At 59.7% G+C, this 24,041-nt stretch carries 18 protein-coding genes; 12 read left to right on the top strand and 6 right to left on the bottom strand.

What is annotated here, in order from left to right; translation table 11 throughout:
* Nucleotides 1–81: 81 nt before the first annotated feature.
* The gene (locus tag AB4N53_RS10865) at nt 82–2,010 is read right to left on the bottom strand and encodes a transglycosylase SLT domain-containing protein (RefSeq protein ID WP_460120421.1); all 1,929 of its coding nucleotides are present in this window, start codon (nt 2,008–2,010) and stop codon (nt 82–84) included.
* Between the two features lie 214 nt (nt 2,011–2,224).
* Here AB4N53_RS10865 and AB4N53_RS10860 point away from each other — a divergent pair, with 214 nt between their 5' ends.
* Nucleotides 2,225–4,147, top strand: a complete 1,923-nt coding sequence (locus AB4N53_RS10860; protein ID WP_039760799.1) for an ATP-binding cassette domain-containing protein — start codon at nt 2,225–2,227, stop codon at nt 4,145–4,147.
* Between the two features lie 192 nt (nt 4,148–4,339).
* Here AB4N53_RS10860 and AB4N53_RS10855 read toward each other — a convergent pair whose 3' ends face one another.
* Nucleotides 4,340–4,777, bottom strand: coding sequence for a universal stress protein (locus AB4N53_RS10855; protein WP_016775498.1), 438 nt, complete (start codon nt 4,775–4,777; stop codon nt 4,340–4,342).
* A gap of 103 nt (nt 4,778–4,880) precedes the next feature.
* Here AB4N53_RS10855 and AB4N53_RS10850 point away from each other — a divergent pair, with 103 nt between their 5' ends.
* The 7 genes from AB4N53_RS10850 (at nt 4,881) to AB4N53_RS10820 (ending at nt 13,283) form a co-directional block, all read left to right on the top strand.
* Nucleotides 4,881–5,318, top strand: coding sequence for a hypothetical protein (locus AB4N53_RS10850; RefSeq protein ID WP_460120418.1), 438 nt, complete (start codon nt 4,881–4,883; stop codon nt 5,316–5,318).
* Nucleotides 5,319–5,843: 525 nt separating this feature from the next.
* Nucleotides 5,844–7,991: a fatty acid oxidation complex subunit alpha FadB gene (gene fadB / locus AB4N53_RS10845; RefSeq protein WP_024013640.1), complete on the top strand. Its 2,148-nt coding sequence runs from the start codon at nt 5,844–5,846 to the stop codon at nt 7,989–7,991.
* 29 nt (nt 7,992–8,020) lie between these two features.
* A complete protein-coding gene (fadA, locus tag AB4N53_RS10840; protein WP_016775495.1) occupies nt 8,021–9,196 on the top strand; it encodes an acetyl-CoA C-acyltransferase FadA in 1,176 nt (391 codons plus the stop codon).
* Nucleotides 9,197–9,289: 93 nt separating this feature from the next.
* Entirely contained in the window at nt 9,290–9,526 is a 237-nt protein-coding gene (locus AB4N53_RS10835) for a DUF1653 domain-containing protein (RefSeq protein ID WP_460120416.1), read from the top strand.
* 114 nt (nt 9,527–9,640) lie between these two features.
* Nucleotides 9,641–12,274 carry a type I DNA topoisomerase gene (gene topA, locus AB4N53_RS10830; RefSeq protein ID WP_129999684.1) on the top strand — a complete coding sequence of 878 codons (2,634 nt, stop codon included), beginning with the start codon at nt 9,641–9,643 and terminating at the stop codon, nt 12,272–12,274.
* A gap of 144 nt (nt 12,275–12,418) precedes the next feature.
* On the top strand, nt 12,419–12,943 hold the full coding sequence (locus AB4N53_RS10825; RefSeq protein WP_460120414.1) for a DUF6586 family protein: 525 nt from the start codon (nt 12,419–12,421) through the stop codon (nt 12,941–12,943).
* A gap of 106 nt (nt 12,944–13,049) precedes the next feature.
* Nucleotides 13,050–13,283, top strand: a complete 234-nt coding sequence (locus AB4N53_RS10820; RefSeq protein ID WP_007953047.1) for a hypothetical protein — start codon at nt 13,050–13,052, stop codon at nt 13,281–13,283.
* 96 nt (nt 13,284–13,379) lie between these two features.
* On the opposite strand, the gene sulA is transcribed toward AB4N53_RS10820, so the two are convergent.
* Nucleotides 13,380–13,853: an SOS-induced cell division inhibitor SulA gene (gene sulA / locus AB4N53_RS10815; RefSeq protein WP_460120412.1), complete on the bottom strand. Its 474-nt coding sequence runs from the start codon at nt 13,851–13,853 to the stop codon at nt 13,380–13,382.
* Between the two features lie 10 nt (nt 13,854–13,863).
* The gene (gene lexA / locus AB4N53_RS10810; protein WP_016775490.1) at nt 13,864–14,472 is read right to left on the bottom strand and encodes a transcriptional repressor LexA; all 609 of its coding nucleotides are present in this window, start codon (nt 14,470–14,472) and stop codon (nt 13,864–13,866) included.
* A gap of 229 nt (nt 14,473–14,701) precedes the next feature.
* On the opposite strand from lexA, the gene AB4N53_RS10805 reads away from it, so the two are divergent.
* From AB4N53_RS10805 to AB4N53_RS10790, 4 genes are all read left to right on the top strand, one after another.
* Nucleotides 14,702–15,409, top strand: coding sequence for a TetR/AcrR family transcriptional regulator (locus tag AB4N53_RS10805; protein WP_042609037.1), 708 nt, complete (start codon nt 14,702–14,704; stop codon nt 15,407–15,409).
* Nucleotides 15,410–15,567: 158 nt separating this feature from the next.
* Nucleotides 15,568–16,578, top strand: a complete 1,011-nt coding sequence (gene nagZ, locus AB4N53_RS10800) for a beta-N-acetylhexosaminidase (protein WP_460120409.1) — start codon at nt 15,568–15,570, stop codon at nt 16,576–16,578.
* 12 nt (nt 16,579–16,590) lie between these two features.
* Nucleotides 16,591–17,328, top strand: a complete 738-nt coding sequence (locus AB4N53_RS10795) for an S-methyl-5'-thioinosine phosphorylase (protein WP_016775487.1) — start codon at nt 16,591–16,593, stop codon at nt 17,326–17,328.
* A gap of 9 nt (nt 17,329–17,337) precedes the next feature.
* Entirely contained in the window at nt 17,338–20,631 is a 3,294-nt protein-coding gene (locus AB4N53_RS10790) for a DEAD/DEAH box helicase (RefSeq protein ID WP_460120407.1), read from the top strand.
* A gap of 122 nt (nt 20,632–20,753) precedes the next feature.
* On the opposite strand, the gene AB4N53_RS10785 is transcribed toward AB4N53_RS10790, so the two are convergent.
* Together AB4N53_RS10785 and AB4N53_RS10780 are read right to left on the bottom strand one after the other, a co-directional pair.
* Nucleotides 20,754–23,444, bottom strand: a complete 2,691-nt coding sequence (locus AB4N53_RS10785) for an SNF2-related protein (protein WP_460120406.1) — start codon at nt 23,442–23,444, stop codon at nt 20,754–20,756.
* Between the two features lie 11 nt (nt 23,445–23,455).
* Nucleotides 23,456–24,037 carry a CsiV family protein gene (locus AB4N53_RS10780; RefSeq protein ID WP_460120404.1) on the bottom strand — a complete coding sequence of 194 codons (582 nt, stop codon included), beginning with the start codon at nt 24,035–24,037 and terminating at the stop codon, nt 23,456–23,458.
* Between the last annotated feature and the right edge of the window lie 4 nt (nt 24,038–24,041).

Raw genomic sequence — 24,041 nt, 5'->3', positions numbered from 1 at the left:
AAACGACCCAGTAATCCGCCATAAAAAATGCCCGTATCTCACGATACGGGCATTTTTCATGATCCGGCGTCAGCCTGGTGATTACTGATCATCAAAATACCGCTCATGCCAATCCACCAGCGGCTGCGGCGAGTTGAGTTTCTGCCCGTAGATCACCGAGTACGACAACACGTTCTGCACATACTGGCGGGTTTCATCGAACGGGATGCTTTCCACCCAGACGTCAAAGCCCAGGTGATCGGCGCCGCGCAGCCACTGACGCACGCGGCCGGGGCCGGCGTTGTAAGCGGCGGAGGCGAGCACGCGGTTGCCGTTGAACTGGCTGTGTACCTGGCTAAGGTAAGCGGCGCCGAGCTGGATGTTCTTGTCCGGATCGAGCACTTGCTGCGGTGAGGCCAGGGGGATGCTGAACTTGCGCGCGGTTTCCTTGGCCGTGCCGGGCATCAATTGCATCAGACCGCTGGCGCCGACGCCGGAGCGCGCGTCGTCCATGAAGGCGCTTTCCTGCCGGGTGATGGCGAACACCCAGCTCGAATGCAGGCCGCGAACCTTGGCTTCACGCACGAGTGTATCGCGATGAGCCATCGGGAAGCGGATGTCCAGATCGTCCCAGTACTGCGCCTGACTGATCGTGCGGATCGCCGGGAAGTACCATTTCAGGTCGTAGGCCAGTTTGGCCTGGGCGACCATTTCATCGCGGTTGAAATGACGGCTGACGTGATACCACTCGCGGCGCCCATCGACGATCTGCCCGCGTGTATGGAACTCCAGCGCGCGGCGCACGCCGGGGGTGTTACGAACCTTGTTGATCAACGCTTGGCTGAGCACCAGCGGCTTGTTGTTCAGCGAGTAAGGCGATTGCGAGCGATCAGCCGCGAGGAAGCCGTAGAAGTCACGTTCCCGCGCCAGATTCTTGTACAGGGTCAGCGCTTGCGGATTCTGCGGCTGGGCCAGTTCCAGGCTGCGCGCCTGCCAGTAGCGCCAACGGTTGGTGGTGGCCAGATCCTGCGGCAGGCGTTTGGTCAGCTCGTAGGCATCGTTCCAGCGTGCCAGACGCAGCAGCAGGCGCATGCGCCATTCCGAGACGGTGTTGTCGCGCAGCTCCGGATCATATTTGGTCATGACATCCAGCGCGCGGCTGTCGAAACGGCGCGCCAGGGTCAAGCCGATCTCGCGGGCGATGGCGACTTTTTCATCGCGAGAGAAATGCATGCTGCTGGCGTAACCGTCGAGCAGAGCCATGGCCTTGTCCGGGTCCTGCCGAGCAAGGCGTCGCAGGCCGAGGCTGACGACGTCGGACATCGGCTCATCGGCCGGGGTGAAGCGCGACGGCTGGTTGAGCAGTTCGGGTTTCTGCGCCACGTCGACCAGCAAACGACCGCGTGGGGCGAGGGTGGTCAGGCCGTTGATCAGGCTGTTGGCCAGCGGATAGTTGCGGGCCTGCGCGGCAAGTTTGGTGCGCTCCCAGCGTTTCTGCTCGGTAAGCTGGCCATCGGCGGCCCAGATGCCGAATAGGGCGTCACACGCAGCCGGTTGCGATTTACCGGTCAGCCAGAGTTTTTCCGCACTGGCATAGCCTTCGGCTTTCTTGTCGTGGCTGATCTGGTACTGCGCGTTGAGGCAGTCGAGTTCGGTGAAATTCAGTTTCGGATCGTAATACTTGACGAAGGTCGCCCAGTCGCCGCGGTCGGCGAGCCAGCGCAACCAGCGCAGCTTCATCCAGTTGGCTTGCGGCAAATCACCGTGTTCGGCGAGGAACTTCTCGATCTCCGCGTTGCTCGCGGTTTTCAGCCGCGCGGTCAGTTCGTCGTAGGCCAGGTATGGTTCCAGCGGATAATCGGCCAGCGCCTGGCTGTAACGGAAATACGGGCCGGTATCACCCTTGGCCAAGGCGCGCTTGGCTTCATCGTAATACTGGCGTTGGGTGGACAAGTCCACCGCCTGGACGGATTGAGGGGCAGTGGCGGTGAGAAACAAGCAGGACAAAACACTGAAAAGGCGACTGCGCATGAGACATCCGGGCAGAGAAATCATGACAAGTGCCGATCGGAATCCGCACTGAATTGCCTGTAGCTTAGCCTTTTGCCAGCAAGCGGCGAAAGCTTTGCGCGCCTCGCTGCACAAGTTCGCAACAATTGTTGTGCAGAGTGCTTCGACAGACAAATTGCCGGCCTGCTGGAGCCTCAAGTCAGGTAGAATGCGCGCCCGGTTTTTGGAGAAGCTCATGACCCTGCTCAAATTCAGCGATGTGTCCCTTGCGTTCGGCGCTATGCCGTTGTTGGACAAGGTGTCCTGGCAGATCGCCCGTGGTGAGCGGGTGTGCATCATCGGCCGCAACGGCACTGGCAAGTCCAGCATGATGAAACTGGTCAAGGGCGACCAGAAGCCCGATGACGGCTCGGTGTGGCGTGCCCCCGGTCTGAAAATCGGCGAATTGCCGCAAGAATTGCCAGTTGCCGACGACCGGACGGTATTCGATGTGGTGGCTGAAGGCCTCGACGGTGTTGGCGCCTTGCTCGCCGAATACCACCATCTGAGCCAGAACATCGTCACCGACGCTGATCTGGACAAGCTGATGCACGTCCAGCACGATCTCGAAGCCCGTGACGGCTGGCGCTTGCAGACGCTGGTCGACAGCACCCTCAGCCGCCTGCAACTGCCGGCCGACAAGACCCTCGCCGAGCTGTCCGGTGGCTGGCGTCGTCGCGTGCTGCTGGCGCAGGCGCTGGTGTCCGAACCGGATCTGCTGCTGCTCGACGAACCGACCAACCACCTGGACATCGGTGCGATTGCCTGGCTTGAAGAGGCGTTGAAAGATTTCCAGGGCGCCGTGCTGTTCATCACGCACGACCGTTCCTTCCTGCAAAACCTCGCCACGCGCATTCTTGAACTGGATCGCGGTGGACTGATCGACTGGAACGGCGACTACGCCAGTTTCCTCGTGCACAAAGAAGCTGCGCTGGCCGCTGAAGAAACCGCCAACGCGCTGTTCGACAAGCGTCTTGCTCAGGAAGAAGTGTGGATCCGTCAGGGCATCAAGGCCCGGCGTACCCGTAATGAAGGTCGCGTCCGCGCGCTGAAAGCCCTGCGTGTTGAGCGCAGTGAGCGGCGCGAGCGTACCGGCAAAGCCAACATCCAGCTGGAAACCGCGGACAAGTCCGGCAAACAGGTGATGGTGCTCGAGAATGTCAGCTTTGCGCACCCGGGCGGGCCTTTCCTGATCAAGGATTTCTCCATGGTCCTGCAGCGCGGCGACCGTATCGGCCTGCTCGGCGCCAATGGTACCGGCAAGACCACGCTGTTGAAACTGATGCTCAGCGGTTTGCAACCGACCAGCGGTAAAGTGGAAGAGGGCACGCGCATCGACGTGGCGTACTTCGATCAGTTGCGCCATCAGCTGGATCTGGAAAAAACCGTGATCGACAACGTCGCCGAAGGTCGCGACTTTATCGATATCGACGGTCAGAGCCGCCATGTGCTGAGTTACCTCGGTGACTTCCTGTTCAGCCCGCAGCGTGCGCGTACGCCGGTCAAGGCATTGTCCGGTGGTGAGCGTGCGCGTCTGTTGCTGGCGAAGCTGTTCAGCAAACCGGCGAACCTGCTGGTCCTCGACGAACCGACCAACGACCTCGATGTGGAAACCCTCGAGCTGCTCGAAGAAGTGCTGCTGACCTTCAACGGCACCGTGCTGATGGTCAGCCACGACCGGGCATTCCTCGATAACGTGGTGACCAGCACCCTGGTCTTCGAAGGTGAAGGCAAGGTTCGTGAATACGTCGGTGGCTATCAGGACTGGATCCGCCAAGGCGGCTCGCCGCGTCTGCTGGGCGTGACTGAAAGCAAATCGGGCAAGGCTGACCTGAATTCGGCGGTGGTTACCGCGGAGCCGGCTCCAGTGGCTGCGCCTGCCGCTGCCGCTCCGGTTGCCAAGAAGAAACTGAGCTACAAGCTGCAGCGCGAACTGGAAGCCTTGCCGGGCGACATCGACGCCAAGGAGCAGCAGATCGCTGCGGTTGAAGCGGAAATGGCTGAAGCCGGTTTCTACCAGCGTCCGCCGGCGGAAACGGCCAAGGTGATTGCTTCGCTGGAGCAATTGCAGGCCGAGCTGGATGCGTTGGTGGAGCGTTGGGCGGAGCTGGATGCCTGATTGCTGCTGATGTGAAAAAGCCCGGCGCTCAGTGATGAACGCCGGGCTTTTCATATGTAATGCGATCTACAGGCGGGAGCAGGTCACCTGTGGGAGCGAGCTTGCTCGCGAAAGCGGTGTGTCAGGCAGCACTCATATTGAATGTGCCGACGTATTCGCGAGCAGGCTCGCTCCCACAAAGTGCAAGACAGATCAGCGTTTGACCAGGTGCACCGCCAATACATCGCATGGCGCGCCATGTAGCACATCATTCGCGGTCGAGCCGAGCAGCAGTGCCAGGCCATGACGGCCATGGCTTCCGACCACGATCAGATCGCACGCTTGTTCCTTGGCGAAATGATGGATTTCCTGGCGTGGCTGGCCGTAGGTCAGATGGCAATTGGCGCCTTCGAGCTCGGGGTATTTCGATTTGAGTTTTTCAAGACGCTCCTTGGCCTGATCAAACTGCTGTTGTTGCAGTTGTGACAGGTCCATTGGCACGTCGCCACCGAAGGCCATGGCCATAGGTTCAACGATATGCACCAGCGACAACTTGGCAGCGTTGCTCACCGACAGCTCGCGGGCGCGGTGGATCACAGGGTCGCACTCTTCGGTCAGATCTACGGCGACCAGTATGTGGTGGTAGGGCATGAGGTGCTCCTCCTGAGGGTTCGATATTGGTAAGTATGGCTGGTTTCAAGCGCATTGGTTCGCTAGTGACACAATGGGCTCATCAAAAATCGGGAGTACAGATATGACGGTCTGGCTGGTGGTGTCAATCCTGCTGGTAGTTTTAAGTCCATTGGCATGGTTACGCCCATCGCGCACGCAGAGCGGACGCATGGCCTTGCGCATGGAGGCGCGACGCATCGGCCTGGCCATGCAGCTGGCGCCGCAGGAGTGGCCGCATTGGCTGCTGCCGGAGCCGCCGAATCCCTGCGCCCAGTACCACCGGCCGCGGCGTGGCAGTCAACCTGCGTGCTGGACCTACTGGCAGAAAACCCCGGGCGTTTGGGTCAATCAATGGCAGGAAGTCTGCGATGAGCGGGCGCTGCTCGATTATTTCGAAAAATTGCCGGGTAATGTTTTCAAAATCGAAGCGGACAAGCAGATGATCGCGTTGTATTGGGGCGAGAAGGGCGAGGCGACGGTTCTGCAGGATATCGACACGACGTTGAAAGCGCTGGCGTGAAGCGGCGATTTTTCTCACTGCAACGGTGCGGAGCGTCTGGCAGACGCGCAATAAAAAGCCCGACATGATTCGTCGGGCGGGTTGGCCAGGCAGGCCGGTAATCTTTTTTGCCGCAGGCGCTTTGATTGCCTCGGCAAATTTCCTCGCTGTCCACCCAGCGTAGCCTTCTGCACAGGGCTCGGCGGAAATTAGGGCGACTTTTCTAACTATTGATTCTATGAATGGTTGAACATCGGGGCGAGTGTTGCTGCTCATTATGGTGCAGAAATGACTGCAAAGTCGCGTTTCAGCCCGAATTTAGGGCGATTGACAATTGTCGGAAATTCCGTGAAGGTGACGTACCCGAATCAAACGGGCGTATGAATTGAGCGTTTGTCTTACAGACTGCTCCTACAGAATCCCGACTATCGCGTTGGCGGGTGTGCCAGGCGGACGGTGTCAGCATCGACGAACAAAGCGTCCTTCTGAACCATAAGCCTGCGTCCGACGTGTACTGTTCAGCTTCCATATCGTGGAGATCAGTTGATGATTTACGAAGGTAAAGCCATCACGGTTAAAGCTCTTGAAAGTGGTATCGTCGAATTGAAATTCGACCTCAAGGGTGAGTCCGTCAACAAGTTCAACCGTCTAACCCTGAACGAACTGCGTCAGGCCGTAGACACCATCAAGGCAGATGCTTCGATCAAGGGTGTGATCGTCAGCAGCGGCAAGGACGTATTCATCGTCGGCGCCGACATCACCGAATTTGTCGACAACTTCAAGCTGCCGGATGCCGAGCTGGTTGCTGGCAATCTCGAAGCCAACAAGATCTTTAGCGATTTCGAAGACCTCAACGTGCCAACTGTCGCGGCCATCAACGGCATCGCCCTCGGTGGCGGTCTGGAAATGTGCCTGGCGGCCGACTATCGCGTCATGTCCACCAAGGCCAAGATCGGTCTGCCGGAAGTAAAACTGGGCATCTACCCAGGCTTCGGCGGTACCGTACGTCTGCCACGCTTGATCGGTGTCGACAACGCCATCGAGTGGATTGCCGCCGGCAAGGAAAACCGTCCTGAAGACGCGCTGAAAGTCAGCGCCGTCGACGCTGTGGTCGCCCCTGAGAAGCTGCAGGAAGCTGCCCTTGAGCTGATCAAGCGCGCCATCTCTGGCGAGTTCGATTACAAAGCCAAGCGTCAGCCGAAACTTGAAAAACTCAAGTTGAACGCCATTGAGCAAATGATGGCTTTCGAAACCGCCAAAGGTTTTGTAGCTGGCCAGGCCGGTCCGAACTACCCGGCGCCGGTCGAAGCGATCAAGACTATCCAGAAGGCCGCGAACTTCGGTCGCGACAAAGCGCTGGAAGTGGAAGCAGCAGGCTTCGTCAAACTGGCGAAAACCTCTGCCGCGCAGAGCCTGATCGGCCTGTTCCTGAACGATCAGGAACTGAAGAAAAAGGCCAAGGCCTACGACGAAATCGCCAAAGACGTGAAGCAGGCCGCTGTACTGGGCGCCGGTATCATGGGTGGCGGTATCGCCTACCAGTCGGCTTCCAAAGGCACGCCGATCCTGATGAAGGACATCAACGAGCACGGTATCGAGCAGGGTCTGGCTGAAGCCGCCAAGCTGCTGGTCGGCCGCGTTGACAAGGGTCGCATGACCGCCGCGAAAATGGCTGAAGTGCTCAACGGCATTCGTCCGACGCTGTCGTACGGTGACTTCGGTCACGTCGATCTGGTTGTCGAAGCTGTGGTCGAGAACCCGAAGGTCAAGCAAGCGGTACTGGCTGAAGTCGAAGACAAGGTTAAAGAGGACACTATCCTCGCGTCCAACACCTCGACTATCTCCATCAGCCTGCTGGCCAAGGCCCTCAAGCGTCCGGAAAACTTCGTCGGCATGCACTTCTTCAACCCGGTGCACATGATGCCGCTGGTGGAAGTGATCCGTGGCGAGAAGTCCAGTGAACTGGCGATCGCCACCACCGTGGCCTACGCGAAGAAAATGGGCAAGAACCCGATCGTCGTCAACGACTGCCCGGGTTTCCTGGTCAACCGCGTGCTGTTCCCGTACTTCGGCGGTTTCGCCAAGCTGGTCAGCGCCGGTGTCGACTTCGTTCGCATCGACAAAGTGATGGAAAAATTTGGCTGGCCAATGGGCCCGGCATACCTGATGGACGTGGTCGGCATCGACACCGGTCACCACGGTCGCGACGTCATGGCTGAAGGTTTCCCGGACCGCATGAAGGATGACCGTCGCTCGGCCATCGACGTGCTGTACGAAGCCAAGCGCCTGGGCCAGAAGAACGGCAAGGGCTTCTACGCCTACGAGGCCGACAAGAAAGGCAAGCAGAAGAAAGTCGCCGATCCGTCGGTACTCGAAGTGCTCAAGCCGATCGTTTACGAGCAGCGCGAAGTCACTGACGAAGACATCATCAACTGGATGATGATCCCGCTGTGCCTGGAAACCGTGCGTTGCCTGGAAGACGGCATCGTTGAAACCGCCGCCGAAGCCGACATGGGTCTGGTCTACGGTATCGGTTTCCCTCCATTCCGTGGCGGTGCGCTGCGCTACATCGATTCGATCGGTGTTGCCGAGTTCGTTGCCCTGGCTGACCAGTACGCTGATTTGGGCGCGCTGTACCACCCGACCGCGAAGCTGCGCGAAATGGCCAAAAACGGCCAGAGCTTCTTCGGTTAAGCGCCCCCAACTAGAGTGAGAGTGAACTTATGAGCTTGAATCCTAGAGACGTCGTGATTGTCGACTTCGGTCGTACTCCGATGGGCCGCTCCAAGGGCGGCATGCACCGCAATACCCGCGCCGAAGACATGTCGGCGCACCTGATCAGCAAACTGCTGGAACGCAACAGCAAGGTCGACCCGGCGGAAGTCGAGGACGTGATCTGGGGTTGCGTCAACCAGACCCTGGAGCAGGGCTGGAACATCGCACGCATGGCGTCGCTGATGACTCAGATCCCGCACACCTCCGCAGGCCAGACCGTCAGCCGTCTGTGCGGTTCGTCGATGAGCGCGCTGCACACTGCTGCGCAAGCGATCATGACCGGCAACGGTGACGTGTTCGTGGTCGGCGGCGTCGAGCACATGGGCCACGTGAGCATGATGCACGGTGTCGATCCGAACCCGCACATGTCGCTGTACGCGGCGAAAGCCTCGGGCATGATGGGTCTGACCGCTGAAATGCTCGGCAAGATGCACGGCATCACCCGTGAGCAGCAGGATGCCTTTGGCGTGCGTTCCCACCAGTTGGCTCACAAGGCAACCGTGGAAGGCAAGTTCAAGGACGAAATCATCCCGATGCAGGGTTACGACGAGAACGGTTTCCTGAAACTGTACGACTACGACGAAACCATTCGTCCGGAAACCACCCTGGAAAGTCTGGCGGCGCTCAAGCCGGCTTTCAATCCGAAGGGCGGCACCGTGACTGCCGGTACTTCGTCGCAGATCACTGACGGTGCTTCGTGCATGATCGTGATGTCGGCGCAGCGCGCCCAGGACCTGGGTATCCAGCCTATGGCAGTAATCCGTTCGATGGCGGTGGCGGGTGTGGATCCGGCAATCATGGGCTATGGTCCAGTGCCGGCGACACAAAAAGCCTTGAAGCGTGCGGGCCTCGGCATCAACGATATCGACTTCTTCGAGCTCAACGAAGCTTTCGCCGCACAGGCTCTGCCAGTGCTGAAAGATCTGAAAGTGCTCGACAAGATGAACGAGAAGGTTAACCTGCACGGCGGCGCAATCGCCCTGGGTCACCCGTTCGGTTGCTCCGGTGCGCGTATTTCCGGCACCCTGTTGAACGTGATGAAGCAGAATAGCGGCACCTTCGGGGTGGCCACTATGTGCATTGGTCTCGGCCAAGGCATCTCCACCGTCTTCGAACGCGTTTAAGCGTCTCGTCGATGGAAGCCGGGGCCCAGTGCCCCGGTTTTTGTTTTTGGGTTTTTTATTTATTTTTTAAAAGATTTCAGTGAGGGCCGAAGCATGCCGATACAACCTGGGCTCTACCAACATTACAAAGGTCCGCAATACCGTGTATTCAGTGTTGCGCGGCATTCCGAAACCGAAGAAGAAGTGGTCTTTTACCAAGCCCTGTATGGCGATTACGGCTTTTGGGTGCGCCCGTTGAGCATGTTCGCCGAGTCGGTCGAGGTTGACGGCGAGCAGGTGCCGCGCTTTGCTTTGGTGCAAGCCGAACCGAGCCTTTTTGACAAGGTATGAGGCAACTGCGCAAAGAACCCTGCGCTTGACCTCACCTTGTATCAACTATATATAGCGGTGCCGCGTCAGGCGCCAACCGCCTTTCACTTCTAGAATTCAGGAATTTTCTGATCCATGGGCAAATCGCTGGTCATTGTGGAATCCCCGGCTAAGGCCAAGACCATCAACAAGTATCTGGGTAACCAATACGTGGTGAAGTCGAGTATCGGCCATATCCGAGACCTGCCCACCAGCGGTTCGGCTAGCGCCAGCAAAGAGCCAGCCGCCAAGCGTGGCAAGGCTGCTGCGGGCGAAGGTCCGGTGCTCTCGCCGAAAGACAAAGCGCGTAAGCAGCTGGTCTCGCGTATGGGCGTCGATCCCGAACACGGCTGGAAGGCCAAGTACGAGATCCTTCCCGGCAAAGAGAAAGTCATCGAAGAGCTGCGCCGGCTCGCCAAGGATGCTGACACCATCTATCTCGCAACCGACTTGGATCGCGAGGGGGAAGCCATTGCCTGGCACCTGCGCGAAGCCATCGGTGGTGACGACAGCCGCTACAAGCGCGTGGTGTTCAACGAGATCACCAAAAAGGCGATCCAGGAAGCCTTCTCCGAGCCGGGCGAACTGGACATTGATCGTGTCAACGCCCAGCAGGCGCGTCGCTTCCTCGACCGCGTGGTTGGCTACATGGTGTCGCCGTTGCTGTGGGCCAAAATCGCCCGTGGCCTGTCCGCCGGTCGCGTGCAATCGGTTGCCGTGAAGCTGGTGGTCGAGCGTGAGCGCGAAATCCGTGCGTTCATTCCTGAAGAATACTGGGAAGTGCACGCTGATCTCGGCACTGCCAAAGGCTCGACCGTGCGTTTCGAAGTGGCTCGCGAAAAAGGCGAAGCCTTCAAGCCGCTGAACGAAGCCCAGGCCATGGCCGCGCTGGAGAAACTCAAGTCTTCCAGCTACAGCATCGTCAAGCGTGAAGACAAGCCGACCAGCAGCAAACCCTCGGCGCCGTTCATCACGTCGACCTTGCAGCAGGCTGCGAGCAACCGCCTCGGTTTCGGCGTGAAGAAAACCATGATGATGGCCCAGCGTCTGTACGAAGCCGGCTACATCACTTATATGCGTACCGACTCGACCAATCTCTCGGCCGACGCCGTGGCGATGGCGCGCACTTACATCGAGGACGAATTCGGCAAGAAGTACCTGCCGGAAACGCCGAACGTTTATAGCAGCAAGGAAGGCGCGCAAGAGGCCCACGAAGCGATTCGTCCGTCCGACGCCAATACCACGCCAAGCAAGCTGGCGGGCATGGAGCGCGATGCTGAGCGTCTGTACGAGCTGATCTGGCGTCAGTTCCTCGCCTGCCAGATGCTGCCGGCGCAATACCTGTCGACCACCGTCAGCGTCGGTGCTGGCGACTTCGAGCTGCGCGCCAAGGGCCGTATCCTCAAGTTTGACGGTTACACCCGTGTGATGCCGCAAATTGCCAAGCCCGGCGATGACGACGTGCTGCCGGACATGGCCCAGGGCGATGTGATGAAGCTGATCAAGCTCGATCCGTCGCAACACTTCACCAAGCCACCGGCGCGTTACTCCGAAGCCAGTCTGGTCAAGGAAATGGAAAAACGCGGCATCGGTCGTCCTTCGACTTACGCTGCAATCATTTCGACCATTCAGGATCGCGGTTATGTGACCTTGCACAACCGTCGTTTCTACTCGGAAAAGATGGGTGACATCGTCACCGAACGTCTGTCCGAGAGCTTCTCCAATCTCATGGACTACGGCTTCACCGCCGGCATGGAGGAGAATCTCGATGACGTGGCGCAGGGCGAACGCGACTGGAAAAACGTGCTCGACGAGTTCTACGGCGACTTCAAAAAGAAACTCGAAGTAGCGGAAAACCCGGACAGCGGCATGCGCGCCAACCAGCCGGTCATGACTGACATTCCGTGCACCACCTGCGGTCGTCCGATGCAGATTCGTACCGCATCGACTGGCGTGTTCCTCGGCTGCTCGGGCTACAGCCTGCCGCCGAAAGAACGTTGCAAGGCCACGGTCAACCTGGTGCCAGGCGATGAAATCGCCGCAGACGACGAGGGCGAATCGGAGTCGCTGGTACTGCGTGGCAAGCATCGCTGCCCGATCTGCAGCACGGCGATGGACGCTTACCTGCTGGACGAAAAGCGCAAGTTGCACATCTGCGGCAACAACCCGGATTGCGCCGGTTACGAAATCGAAGAGGGCAGCTATCGCATCAAGGGCTACGAAGGTCCGAGTCTTGAGTGCGACAAGTGCGGCAGCGAGATGCAGCTCAAGACCGGCCGTTTCGGCAAGTTCTTCGGTTGCACCAACCCTGAGTGCAAGAACACGCGCAAACTGCTGAAGAGCGGTGATGCAGCGCCGCCGAAGATGGATCCGGTGAAGATGCCTGAGCTGAAATGCGAAAAGGTCAACGACACCTACATCCTGCGGGACGGTGCCTCCGGGCTGTTCCTGGCCGCCAGTCAGTTTCCGAAAAACCGCGAGACCCGCGCCCCGCTGGTGATCGAGATTCTGCCGCACAAGGATGAGATTGATCCGAAATATCACTTCCTGTGCGAGGCTCCGCAAAAGGATCCTGACGGCCTTCCAGCGGTCATCCGCTACAGCCGCAAGACCAAGGAGCAATACGTGCAGACCGAAGTCGACGGCAAGCCTACGGGCTGGAAGGCGTACTACGATGGCGGCAAGTGGACAGTTGAAGACAAGCGCAGCGCAAAGGCCAAGGCTGAGTAAGCGTTAGTCTCAACAACAAAAAGGCCGCATGAAACCTTCGGGATTTCATGCGGCCTTTTTGTTTTGTGCTTGCGCTGGCATCGGCTGATCCATGACACTGCCGGGCCTGTGTGAAGCAATTATTTCGTTGTGGAGGCTGCCGTCATGGCCCACGAACTCTATACCCGCACCAACCAGAAGATCTATTTCGCCGGCCTGTCACTCGAAGCTCTGGCTCGTGCTGAAGAGGGGCGGGCGATGAATTCTCTGGCGCTGATTCAGGCCGGGCGTGAGTCGGCGTTGTTCCACTTATACGGCGCACTGCTGGGTTTGTGCCATGAGATTGCTGGCTTCTATCGTCTGCCGCAGGCCCATTCGCCGCGGGCAGAGGAGTTGTTGAAGCGCGAAGTGCTGGAATCGATAGCGATCCCGGAGCTGGCCGAAATGGTCGAGCTGGCCGGTAATCCGGAAACCTGGCTGGCGAAACTGCTGGCGGCGCACGCAGCACTGTTTCAGCCACCGAGGGCACCACGCAAGCCGAAAGGCGACGTAACGCAGCCGCTGATTCAAGCGATTAATCTTGATGAAGAAGAGCCGCCAGAAGAGCTAAGTCGAGAAGAGTTGGAGAGCTGGCGGCAGAACCTCAAAGGTCTGGCCCTGCGTTTCCGGGAAGGCTTGAACGAGTGCTGAGGTAGTTTGGCGCAGTGGCAATCTGAAACATGCTGCTGGTCAAGATCCCGAGCGAAGCTCGAATGATGTCTATATAATCGCTGCCTTTCGTGGAGAACAGACCTATATGCCAACGTCCTTTCTAGAGATTGTCGAGTTACCAGACGGCCGAATCGAACTGCGCAGGGCTGAGGACGAAGGTTCTCTGGTGACGCTGGATTTCTCCGAGGACGCCAAAGCGTTCCTGCAAGGCCAGCACGTTGAAATCGCCAAAGCGATGTTGAGCGTTGGCGTGCAGATGGCAGGTCGCATGGTTGAAGGTGAGTTTGATAAGGATGAGGGGCCGCGGGTTCTTCATTGATCGCGCCTTGGCCGTTTCTAGGTCGTTTGCGCTACAGATCGGCTTCTCTGTCCCTGGAGAAGCCCTGCGCTTCACACAGCGCGCATTATTCAGCAATCAACCCAAACGAATATTCAGACTCTGAGCTTCGCCCGTCCGCGCGGCGCTGATCAGTTGTTGCCGTGAATTGGCATTCAGAGGGTTGAGCCAGGTGACTACGGTATGGCTGCGACCCAGGCGCAACGCTTCGCAGGCCAGTTGCTGGGCACTTTGAGTGCCGCGCGGTTGCAGCAGCAGGATGCGCTCGCGGTTCAGGCCGGCATCGCGTAGCCATGCTTGTGTAAGGCTGGCGGGTGGAGCGATCAGCGTCAGCCAGCGCGCATCCTGATCTTCGCTGAGCTCACGCAGGATCGGCGCGAGCAGGTTCAGGCAGTTCCCGGCCGCACCCCGCAGTGACAGCTCACTGAAGGCGTCAGGTTTGGCATTCCAGTCTCGCTCGACCACGTCTTTCAGAATCGGCGCTATCGGCTGCGCCAGAAACGCTTCGAATAAAGGCAGTTGTGTTTGCTGAGGTGTGTGTGGGAACTGCATGGAGCCTCCTTTAGCGGCGAATGACGCCGACACTCAAGCCTTCGATCACCAGTTCCTGATCTTTCAGGTCGACTTCGATAGGGGCGAACTCGGGGTTCTCGGCGATCAGCCAGACTTTGCTGCCTTCGCGCTTGAAGCGTTTGACCGTCACTTCGTCGCCGATACGGGCAACCACAACCTGGCCGTTACGCGCTTCGCGAGTGGTGTGCACTGCCAGCAGGTCACCATCGAAAATACCGATGTCCTTCATGCTCATGCCATGCACGCGCAACAGGTAGTCGGCGCGAGGATGGAAGAAGGTCGGATTGATGTTGCAGGATTCTTCGATGTGCTGCTGGGCGAGGATCGGCGCGCCGGCAGCCACTCGACCAATGATTGGCAGGGTGGAGTCATCGGCCTTGGCTTCGAAGCCGGGAATACGGATGCCGCGGGAAGCGCCCGGGGTCATCTCGATCGCGCCTTTGCGGGCCAGGGCCTTGAGATGTTCTTCCGCCGCGTTTGGCGATTTGAAACCCAGTTCCTGAGCGATTTCCGCACGGGTGGGCGGATAGCCGTTGTCTTCGAGGCAACGTTTGATAAAGGCCAGAATCTCGGCTTGGCGTGGCGTCAGCTTTAGCATATTGATCGCTCTGTCTTTTTATACAGTGACTGGGATTATATACAGTGAAGCAATCTTGGCAATGGGCGTTTTTTTGCCGCCCGCCGAGCGGTCACGATGAGCGTTTATTAATGCCGGCGCGTTGTATGGTTAAATAGCTGACCGACCATTCCCAAAACGAACCGGCAGGCTTGACAAGGCACAGGCTGAAACGTATGTTTCAAACAAGTGTTTGTCAGGCGGAGTAGCCATGGCCCAGTCGGAAACCGTTGAACGCATTCTTGATGCTGCCGAGCAGTTGTTCGCGGAGAAAGGATTCGCTGAAACCTCATTGCGTTTGATCACCAGCAAGGCTGGCGTCAATCTGGCTGCGGTGAATTATCACTTCGGCTCGAAGAAGGCGCTGATCCAAGCGGTGTTTTCGCGTTTCCTCGGACCGTTCTGCGTCAGCCTCGACAAAGAGCTGGAGCGCCGTCAGGCCAAACCGGAAAACAAGCCGACGCTCGAAGAGCTGCTGGAAATACTCGTCGAGCAAGCACTCGTCGTGCAGCCTCGCAGCGGTAACGATCTGTCGATCTTCATGCGCTTGCTTGGCCTCGCGTTCAGTCAGAGCCAGGGCCACTTGCGACGTTATCTGGAAGACATGTACGGCAAGGTGTTTCGCCGCTACATGCTGCTGGTCAACGAAGCGGCGCCACGCATTCCGCCGATCGAGCTGTTCTGGCGCGTGCACTTCATGCTCGGCGCCGCAGCGTTCAGCATGTCCGGGATCAAGGCCCTGCGCGCGATTGCCGAAACTGATTTCGGCGTCAATACCTCCATTGAGCAAGTCATGCGCCTGATGGTGCCGTTCCTCGCGGCCGGCATGCGCGCCGAAACCGGCGTTACCGATACAGCCATGGCCAGCGCGCAATTGCGTCCGCGCAGCAAGTCCACGCCGGTCGCCGCCAAGGTTTGACCGCGCACGGGTGGGCGCGGCAGCTGCTATCCGCTAAGCTAGCCGGCCATGCCGACTCTCGTACTGAACCCGATCTGCATGAATTCTGCTGACCGTCCGGGCACTGCGCAGGGAAGCAGGTGCATGCCGATCGGGTTTTTCGTTTTCAAGGAATCTCTATGACTGCTGGCCTGCAAGGCTCGTTGATGGTGGACGTCGCCGGTACCTGGCTGACGGCCGAAGATCGCCAATTGTTGCGTCAGCCCGAAGTGGGCGGCCTGATCATTTTCGCCCGCAACATTGAGCATCCACGTCAGGTGCGTGAACTCAGCGCCGCGATCCGCGCGATTCGCCCGGATCTGCTGCTGGCGGTGGATCAGGAAGGCGGGCGCGTGCAGCGCTTGCGTCAGGGTTTCGTCCGTCTGCCAGCGATGCGCGCCATCGCCGATAACCCGAATGCAGAGTATCTCGCCGAGCAATGCGGCTGGATCATGGCCACCGAAGTGCTGGCCGTCGGGCTCGACTTGAGTTTCGCCCCTGTATTGGACCTGGACTATCAGCGCAGCGCCGTGGTCGGTACCCGTTCCTTCGAAGGGGATCCCGAGCGCGCAGCCTTGCTCGCCGGTGCATTCATTCGCGGCATGAACAGCGCCGGCATGGCCGCCACCGGCAAGCATTTCCCGGGCCATGGCTGGGCCGAAGCCGACTCCCACGTGGCGATCCCGAACGACAAGCGCAGTCTCGACGATATCCGCGCCAATGATCTGGTGCCCTTCGCCAAACTCAGCAAACAACTGGCCGCCGTGATGCCGGCCCACGTCATCTATCCGCAAGTCGATTCACAGCCCGCCGGTTTCTCCCGGCGCTGGCTGCAGGACATCCTGCGCGGCGAATTACAGTTCGATGGCGTGATCTTCAGCGATGATCTGTCGATGGCCGGCGCCCACGTGGTCGGCGACGCTGCCAGCCGCATCGAAGCCGCGCTCACTGCTGGCTGCGACATGGGCCTGGTATGCAACGACCGCGCCGCTGCCGAACTGGCGCTCAGCGCGGCGCAGCGCATGAAGGTCAAGCCTTCGGTACGTATTGCCAGGATGCGCGGTCAGGCCTTCGCCAGCACCGATTATCGTCAGGACCCGCGTTGGCTCACCGCCCTCGGCGCGCTCAAAGACGCTCAACTGATCGATTAAGGATTTTTCGTTATGACCGTTTACGCAATCATCGGTGGCACCGGCCTGACTCAGCTCGAAGGCCTGAGCATTCGCCAGTCGCTGGCAGTCGACACCCCGTACGGCGCGCCTTCGGCCGAGGTGCAGATTGGTGAGTACGCCGGCAAGGAAGTGTTGTTCCTCGCCCGTCACGGTCACCCGCATCGCTTCCCTCCGCATAAGGTCAACTACCGCGCCAACCTCTGGGCGCTGAAGCAGGCCGGTGCCGAAGCGATCATCGCCGTTAACGCGGTGGGCGGAATCCACCCGGCCATGGGTACCGGGCATTTCTGCGTGCCGCACCAGATCGTCGACTACACCAGCGGGCGCGAGCACACCTATTTCGCCGATGATCTGGAACACGTCACGCACATCGATTTCAGCTTTCCCTACAGCGAGCCGTTGCGTCAGCAATTGATTGCCGCAGTCGCCGCCGAAGGCTGCGAATACAGCGATCAAGGCGTGTACGCCTGCACTCAGGGTCCGCGTCTGGAAACGGTGGCCGAGATCGTTCGACTGGAACGTGACGGCTGCGACATCGTCGGTATGACCGGCATGCCGGAAGCAGCGCTGGCCCGTGAGCTGGATCTGGATTACGCCTGTCTGGCGCTGGTGGTGAATCCGGCTGCGGGCAAGACCACCGAAGTCATCACCATGGCCGAAATCGAGCAGGCCCTGCACGACGGCATGGGCAAGGTGAAATCAACGTTGGCCCGGGTGCTGGCCAGCTAAGGACTGTCCATGAGCATTTTCATCGAGCGGCTCAAAGGGCTGACATGGACCCACGCATTCAGTAGCAAGGCGTTGGCCAAGGCCCGGGCTTATGTCGCCGATGACCGGGTCGAGATCCTCGAGATCGATGACAAGAAGATAGAGGCGTTCTGCGTCGGATCGCAACTTCAGGCGTATGAGCAAACCATTTACCTGTCAGAAGATCGGTTGGGATCGGTTAGCTTGCGATGTCTGTGCAGCTGTCCGGTTGCACTGGACTGCAAGCACAGCGCGGCGGTGCTCTATCACCTGCTGGGCACGGGTGAGGATGCGTCTGGAAGTGACGCGCAGACCCCGTTGGGACGAGCGCTGGAGCATTGGCTTTCAACAATTCCCGTGCCGGCCAAGCCCGCTGAACAAAGTGCGCAAACCGCAGGCACGCGTCTGTTTTACAAGCTCAAAGCCACGTCTGCGAACGGCAAGTGGCTGCTCGATATTTTCAAGGTCAATCAGCTCAAGAGCGGGGTCTTACGCGAAGTCAAACCGATGTACTCGCTCTCGGAAATGCTCATGCGCCAGCCGGGCTACCTGTCCGAACTGGATCTGCGCATCGCCAGGCTGTTGGTCGCGATGCATTCCCATCACGCCTATTACAGCGGCTATCCGCTGGAAGGCAGCAGCGGCGCCGAACTGCTGGACATGCTCCTGCGTACTTCGCGTCTCTTCCTCGACTTCGAAGACCTGCGGGCGCTGACACCGGGCGCGAAACGCGTGGGCCGGTTCTCTTGGGCTGAGCAGGCCGATGGCGGATTCCGCGCGCAATGGAGCAGTGCCGAAGCCGCGCAGGAAACCGTGCTGGCGCTGGAGCCGCTTTTTTACCTCGATCGTGAGCTGCGACAGGTTGGCCCTCTGTTCACTGAACTGGAAGAAAAACTCGCCTGCCACTTGACCCTGGCGCCAGACATTTCGGCGCGGCAAGCTATGCAGTTCAGCCATCGCATGAGCGCGGCGACCAACATTGCGCCACCGCACAAGCTCACCGAACGGATCATCGATGACGTGCTGCCGCAGCCACAACTGACCCTGGTCAGTGGTCGCGAGCGCTCGCGCTGGGAATACGTGCTGGAGCACCGCGCCGCTCTGCTGTTTACCTACAACGGTCATCCGGCGGTGGATCGCAACCCGGAAGTGATGATCCTCAACGGCAGCGAAACCCAGCGCATTCAGCGTCAGCCTGCGCTGGAAAAGAAGCTGCGCCAGAACCTGCAAAAACATGGCTTCAAGAAAGCCACGCGCAAGAGTGCAATGGACCGTCCTGGCGAGATGTTTACCTTGCCGGATGATTCCGCCTGGCTCGGATTCATGCATGAAGGGCTGGCTACACTGCGCGCCGCGAACTGGGAAATCGACATCAGTCCCGGCTTTCATTTCAATGTGCAGCCAGTTGAGCAGTGGTACGCCGAGGTCGAAGAAGAGGCCGGGCATCAGTGGTTTGATCTGCAGTTGGGCATCGTCGTCAACGGCGAGCGCTACAGCTTGTTGCCGATTCTTCTGCACCTGTTGCGGACCCAGCCGCGCTTGCTCGACCCGGTCAATCTGGCGGAGCGCAGCGATGATGAAAAACTCCTGATCGAGCTCAAGCCCAGCGGTTTTGGCGACCCGGCGGGCGCCAAAGTCGCGTTGCCGCTGAGTCGGGTCAAACCGCTGATGGCAACGCTGGGTGAGCTGTACCTGGGCGGCCATCAGGGCGACACGCTGCGCTTGACCGCTCCAGACGCCGCGCGTCTGAGTATGCTCGATGGCGTGCCGTTGGACTGGCAGGGCGGCGAACGCCTGCGCACTTTTGCCAAGCGTCTGCAGAATTCCAGTCACGCACAGGTTGCTGCGCCGGCCGGCCTCAATGCGCAGCTGCGCCCGTATCAGCTCGAAGGCCTGAACTGGATGCAGACTCTGCGCGAGCTGGAGGTCGGCGGCATTCTGGGCGATGACATGGGCCTGGGCAAAACCCTGCAAACCCTGGCTCATCTGCTCACGGAAAAACACGCCGGGCGTCTCGATTGCCCCGCACTGGCGGTGATGCCGACCAGTCTGATTCCCAACTGGCTCGACGAGGCCGAGCGCTTCACGCCGCAGTTGAAGGTCCTGGCGCTGCACGGCACCGGGCGGCACAAAGACTTTGCCAATCTGGGCGAATACGACTTGGTGCTGACCACTTATGCATTGCTGCCCAGAGATCTGCAGATCTTGCAGCCGCAGTCATGGAGCGTGCTGATTCTCGACGAAGCGCAGAACATCAAGAACCCGCTGAGCAAAGCCGCGCAGGCCGCCCGTGACCTGCAGGCCCGTCAGCGCTTGTGTCTGAGCGGCACGCCACTGGAAAACCACCTTGGCGAGCTGTGGTCGCAGTTCCATTTCCTGATGCCCGGCTGGCTCGGCGACAGCAAATCCTTCAACCGCGATTACCGCACGCCGATCGAGAAGCACGGCAATGTGCAGCGCATGCAACACCTGACCGCGCGCATCAAGCCGTTTTTGCTGCGGCGCAAGAAGGATCAGGTCGCCACCGAGTTGCCGCCGAAAACCGAGATCATCCACTGGGTCGAACTCAGCGATGGTCAGCGCGACGTCTATGAGACGGTGCGCGTGGCGATGGATAAAAAGGTCCGCGACGAAATCGCCCGCAGTGGCGTGGCGCGCAGCCAGATCATCATCCTCGATGCGTTGCTCAAGCTGCGCCAGGTCTGCTGCGATCTGCGCCTGGTCAATATGCCGCTCACGGCGAAGGCGTTGCGCTCGGGCAGCGGCAAGTTGATCAGCTTGATGGAGATGCTCGAGGAATTGCTCGGCGAAGGTCGGCGCATCCTGCTGTTCTCTCAGTTCACCTCGATGCTGGCGCTGATCGAGCAGGAGTTGCAGCAGCGCGGGCTCGGTTATTCGCTGCTGACCGGCGACACCACCGACCGGCGCACGCCGGTCAAGGACTTCCAGGGTGGCAAGGTGCCGTTGTTCCTGATCAGCCTCAAGGCCGGCGGTACCGGTCTGAACCTGACGGCGGCGGACACGGTGATCCACTTTGACCCGTGGTGGAACCCGGCAGTGGAGAATCAGGCGACCGATCGGGCTTATCGGATCGGGCAGAACAATCCGGTGTTCGTCTACAAGTTGATTGCCAAGGGTACCGTGGAGGAGAAGATCCAGGCGTTGCAGCAGGAGAAGGCTGCGCTGGCGGGGGCGGTACTGGAAGGTGGCACGACGGGGGGATTCAAACTGGAACAGGGTGATATCGAGGCGCTGTTTGCGCCGTTGCCGGTTTCCAGGGGTTGAAGGGTTTGAATCGCGGTGTGGCCATTCGCGAGCAGGCTCGCTCCCACATTTGATCTTCAGTGAATCTGGATCGTGTGGGAGCGAGCCTGCTCGCGAAAGCTATCTAACCAGCGACGCCGATTTCAGCGCTTATCGCTCTTGTCCGGCAACGGCGCAAACAGCGCTTCAATATCATCGCTCTGCAACTTCCAGTCCCCGGCCTTGCGCCCATCGAGCACGCCCGCCGCCAGGTCGGACTTTTCCTTTTGCAGGTGCTGAATTTTCTCTTCCACCGTGCCCCGGGCAATCATCTTGTAGACGAACACCGGTTTTTCCTGACCGATCCGGTACGCGCGGTCGGTGGCCTGATTCTCGGTCGCCGGGTTCCACCATGGGTCGTAGTGAATCACCGTATCGGCTTCGGTCAGGTTCAAGCCGACACCGCCGGCCTTCAGGCTGATCAGAAAAATCTGACGCGTGCCGCTCTGGAATTCCTTCACCGGTGTGCGTCGATCGCGGGTCTGGCCGGTGAGGAGGGCGTAAGCGATCTTGCGTTTTTTCAGTTCCTCTTCAATCAATGACAGCATCGAAGTGAATTGCGAGAACAGCAGAATCCGCCGGCCTTCCTCGAACAATTCCTCAAGCATTTCCATCAGGCTGTCGAGCTTGCCCGAAGTGCTGCCGCGCGCGGGCAGGGTGGCGTCGTTGACCAGGCGCAGATCGCAGCAGACCTGGCGCAGCTTGAGCAGCGCTTCGAGAATGATGATCTGGCTGCGCGCCACGCCTTTGCGGGTGATCTCGTCGCGGACCTTCTTGTCCATCGCCAGGCGCATGGTTTCGTACACGTCGCGCTGCGCTTCGTTGAGTTCGACCCAGTGAATGATTTCGGTTTTCGGCGGCAGCTCAGTGGCGACCTGCTCTTTGGTGCGGCGCAGCAGAAACGGTTTTATCCGACCGTTGAGGTGTTGCAATCTGACTTCACTGCCGCGCTTTTCGATCGGCACGCGGTAGTCGGCATTGAAGCTTTTCACGTCGCCGAGCCAGCCGGGCAGCAGGAAATGGAACAGCGACCACAGCTCGCCCAAGTGGTTTTCCAGTGGCGTGCCGCTAAGGCACAGGCGCTGGCGCGCATTCAGCTCGCGCGCGGCCTGGGCGGCTTTGCTATTGGGGTTCTTGATGTATTGGGCTTCGTCCAGCACCAGCACGTGCAGCGGCTGTTTGGCCAGGCGCTCAACGTCCTTGGGCAGCAGGGCGTAGGTGGTGAGGATCAGATCGAAGTCGGCCAGATGGTCGAAGTGCTTTTTGCGCGTGGCGCCATACAGTGCGAGCACTTTCAGCTGCGGGGTGAAGTGTGCCGCCTCATCGAGCCAGTTCGGAATCAGGCTGGTCGGCATCACTACCATGCACGGACGATCAAGGCGTCCGGCGTTCTTCTCGCTGAGAATATGCGCCAGGGTCTGTAGGGTTTTGCCCAGGCCCATGTCATCCGCAAGAATCCCGCCGACTTCCAATTGCCGCAGCGATTGCATCCAGCTCAAGCCTTCGAGCTGATATGGGCGCAGCGTCGCGTTCAAACCTTGCGGCGCTTCGGCGCTGAAATCGCGGATGTCGCGCAGGCGCTGGGCGAAGGTGCGGATCTGCTCGCCGCCTTCCCACAACAGCGGCAGGCCTTCCAGTGAATTGAGCCTGGTCGCGTCAGCCTTGCTCAGGCGCAGCGTTGTTTCGCCCGGCTCCTGCAAATAGAACTCGCCCAGCGTCATCAATACCGGCTTCAAGCGGCCGAGCGGCAGCGCCACTTGCAGCGGCCCGTGCTCGCTGGTGCGTTGCGGAATGTTCACCAGAATCAGTTCGTCATCGCGACGGCGGGCGAGGCGTTCCGGGTTGAGGATCTCGGTGTGCGAGCGCATCAGATTGAGCAGGATCGGCAGCAGGCTGAGGCGTTCGCCGTTGACGATGATGCCCAGCTCCAGATCGAACCAGTCGCGCTCCGGCGCCTGTTCGACCGTGGCGTACCAATCGTCGACGGCGGTCAGGTCGAAGCCGAATTCCTCATCGATCTGCAACTCCCAGCCTTGGCTGCGCAACTTCGGCAAGTCATTCAGAGTGAAGGTCAGCCAGGCGCTGTCGTTGACCATTTCATACAGTTCGCCGGCGCTTTCCGGCAGCGCTTTGCTCTGCCGGGTGGCGATGCGGAAACCGAGGATACGTAACTGTTCGCGGTACGACTGTTCGACATCCGGGTGACGTTTTATCCGCAGGGTCTGGGCTTCCTGACGGATCAGGATATCGCTGTTTTTTTGCCCGCTGACGTATTCGTCCAGATAGCTGAACGACAGCGCCGCGCGATGCTGAATGTAGCGCTGCATCTTGCCGTTGCGCGGCTCGAAGGCGCTGAACTCGACGCTCGCCAGCCACAGGCGCGGCACCGGCTGCACATTGTCCACCAGCACTTGCGGTGGCGCTTTCGGGCTGCGGTTTTCCAGCACGGCCTGGAGCTTTTCCAGCAGCTCGGCATCTTTCGCGGCGGCGGGGTAGTCGAGGGTTTCCTGGATTTTCAGCAGCACCGCCGCGCAGTGTTTGCAGTTGCTGCGCACCGGGCAGGTGCAAGTGGCGTCGACCAGCAGCAGGGTGGCTTTGGCCGACTCGCGCAGATGGATGGTCTGCCGGTAAACGCTACCGCCAGAACCTTCGCAACTGGCGGTGATGGTCGCATCGCCGACCTGGGCGATGCGCACCCGATTCTCCAAAGCGTAGCGGCGGCCGCGCTCCAGGCTCTGTTCTTTGAATCGGCTGACCCACGACGGGGCCAGCGGTTTGCTCAGGGGCGGCGGCATAAGGACTTCGGTCAGTCCGGCACGACTTCAGGCGCTTCACGCGGCGCTGGTGCGGTGAGGGAAGTGATCTTGATCAGCAGGGCCAGGTGGCCGTTGTCGAGGTAGTTGAGCTGGCCGTTCTTGGTGTGGCTGTCCTGGCGCAGGCGCTCGCTGGCGGTGACCAGACCATTGGCATCGATCTGATTGACCCAGAAGTCGGCGGTTACGTCGGTGAAGCGGCCGAGTTTCATTTCCAGCGTGCCCTCGATCGGGAACTGGCCGAACTGCTCCTGACCTTCACTGACCGCGACTCTCGCCGGCGCTTCGCCGAGGCTCTGCTGCCAGGCTTTGTGCATCAGCACGGTGTACTCGCCGCTGGCGGTGAGTTTGCTCACTACATCATTCAGCGCTGGGGTGCGCTGACTGTCGTTGCCCAAACGCTGGGCGCCCGCCGCCCAGTCTTCCGGGGCGGCGCGGCTGACGATTGCTGGCACGGCATTCTGGCGCACCAGAATCATTTCGACCTGATAGGTGTCATCGGCAAACGCCACTGGTGCTGCCACTGTCATCAAGAGCGGGGTGAGCAACAAAGTCAGAGAGCGGAACAGGCGCATTGGG

The organism is Pseudomonas sp. H3_E04, from assembly GCF_054668915.1.
The sequence above is the reverse complement of the archived record's forward strand: the minus strand, read 5'-3'. Positions and strand labels throughout refer to the sequence as shown.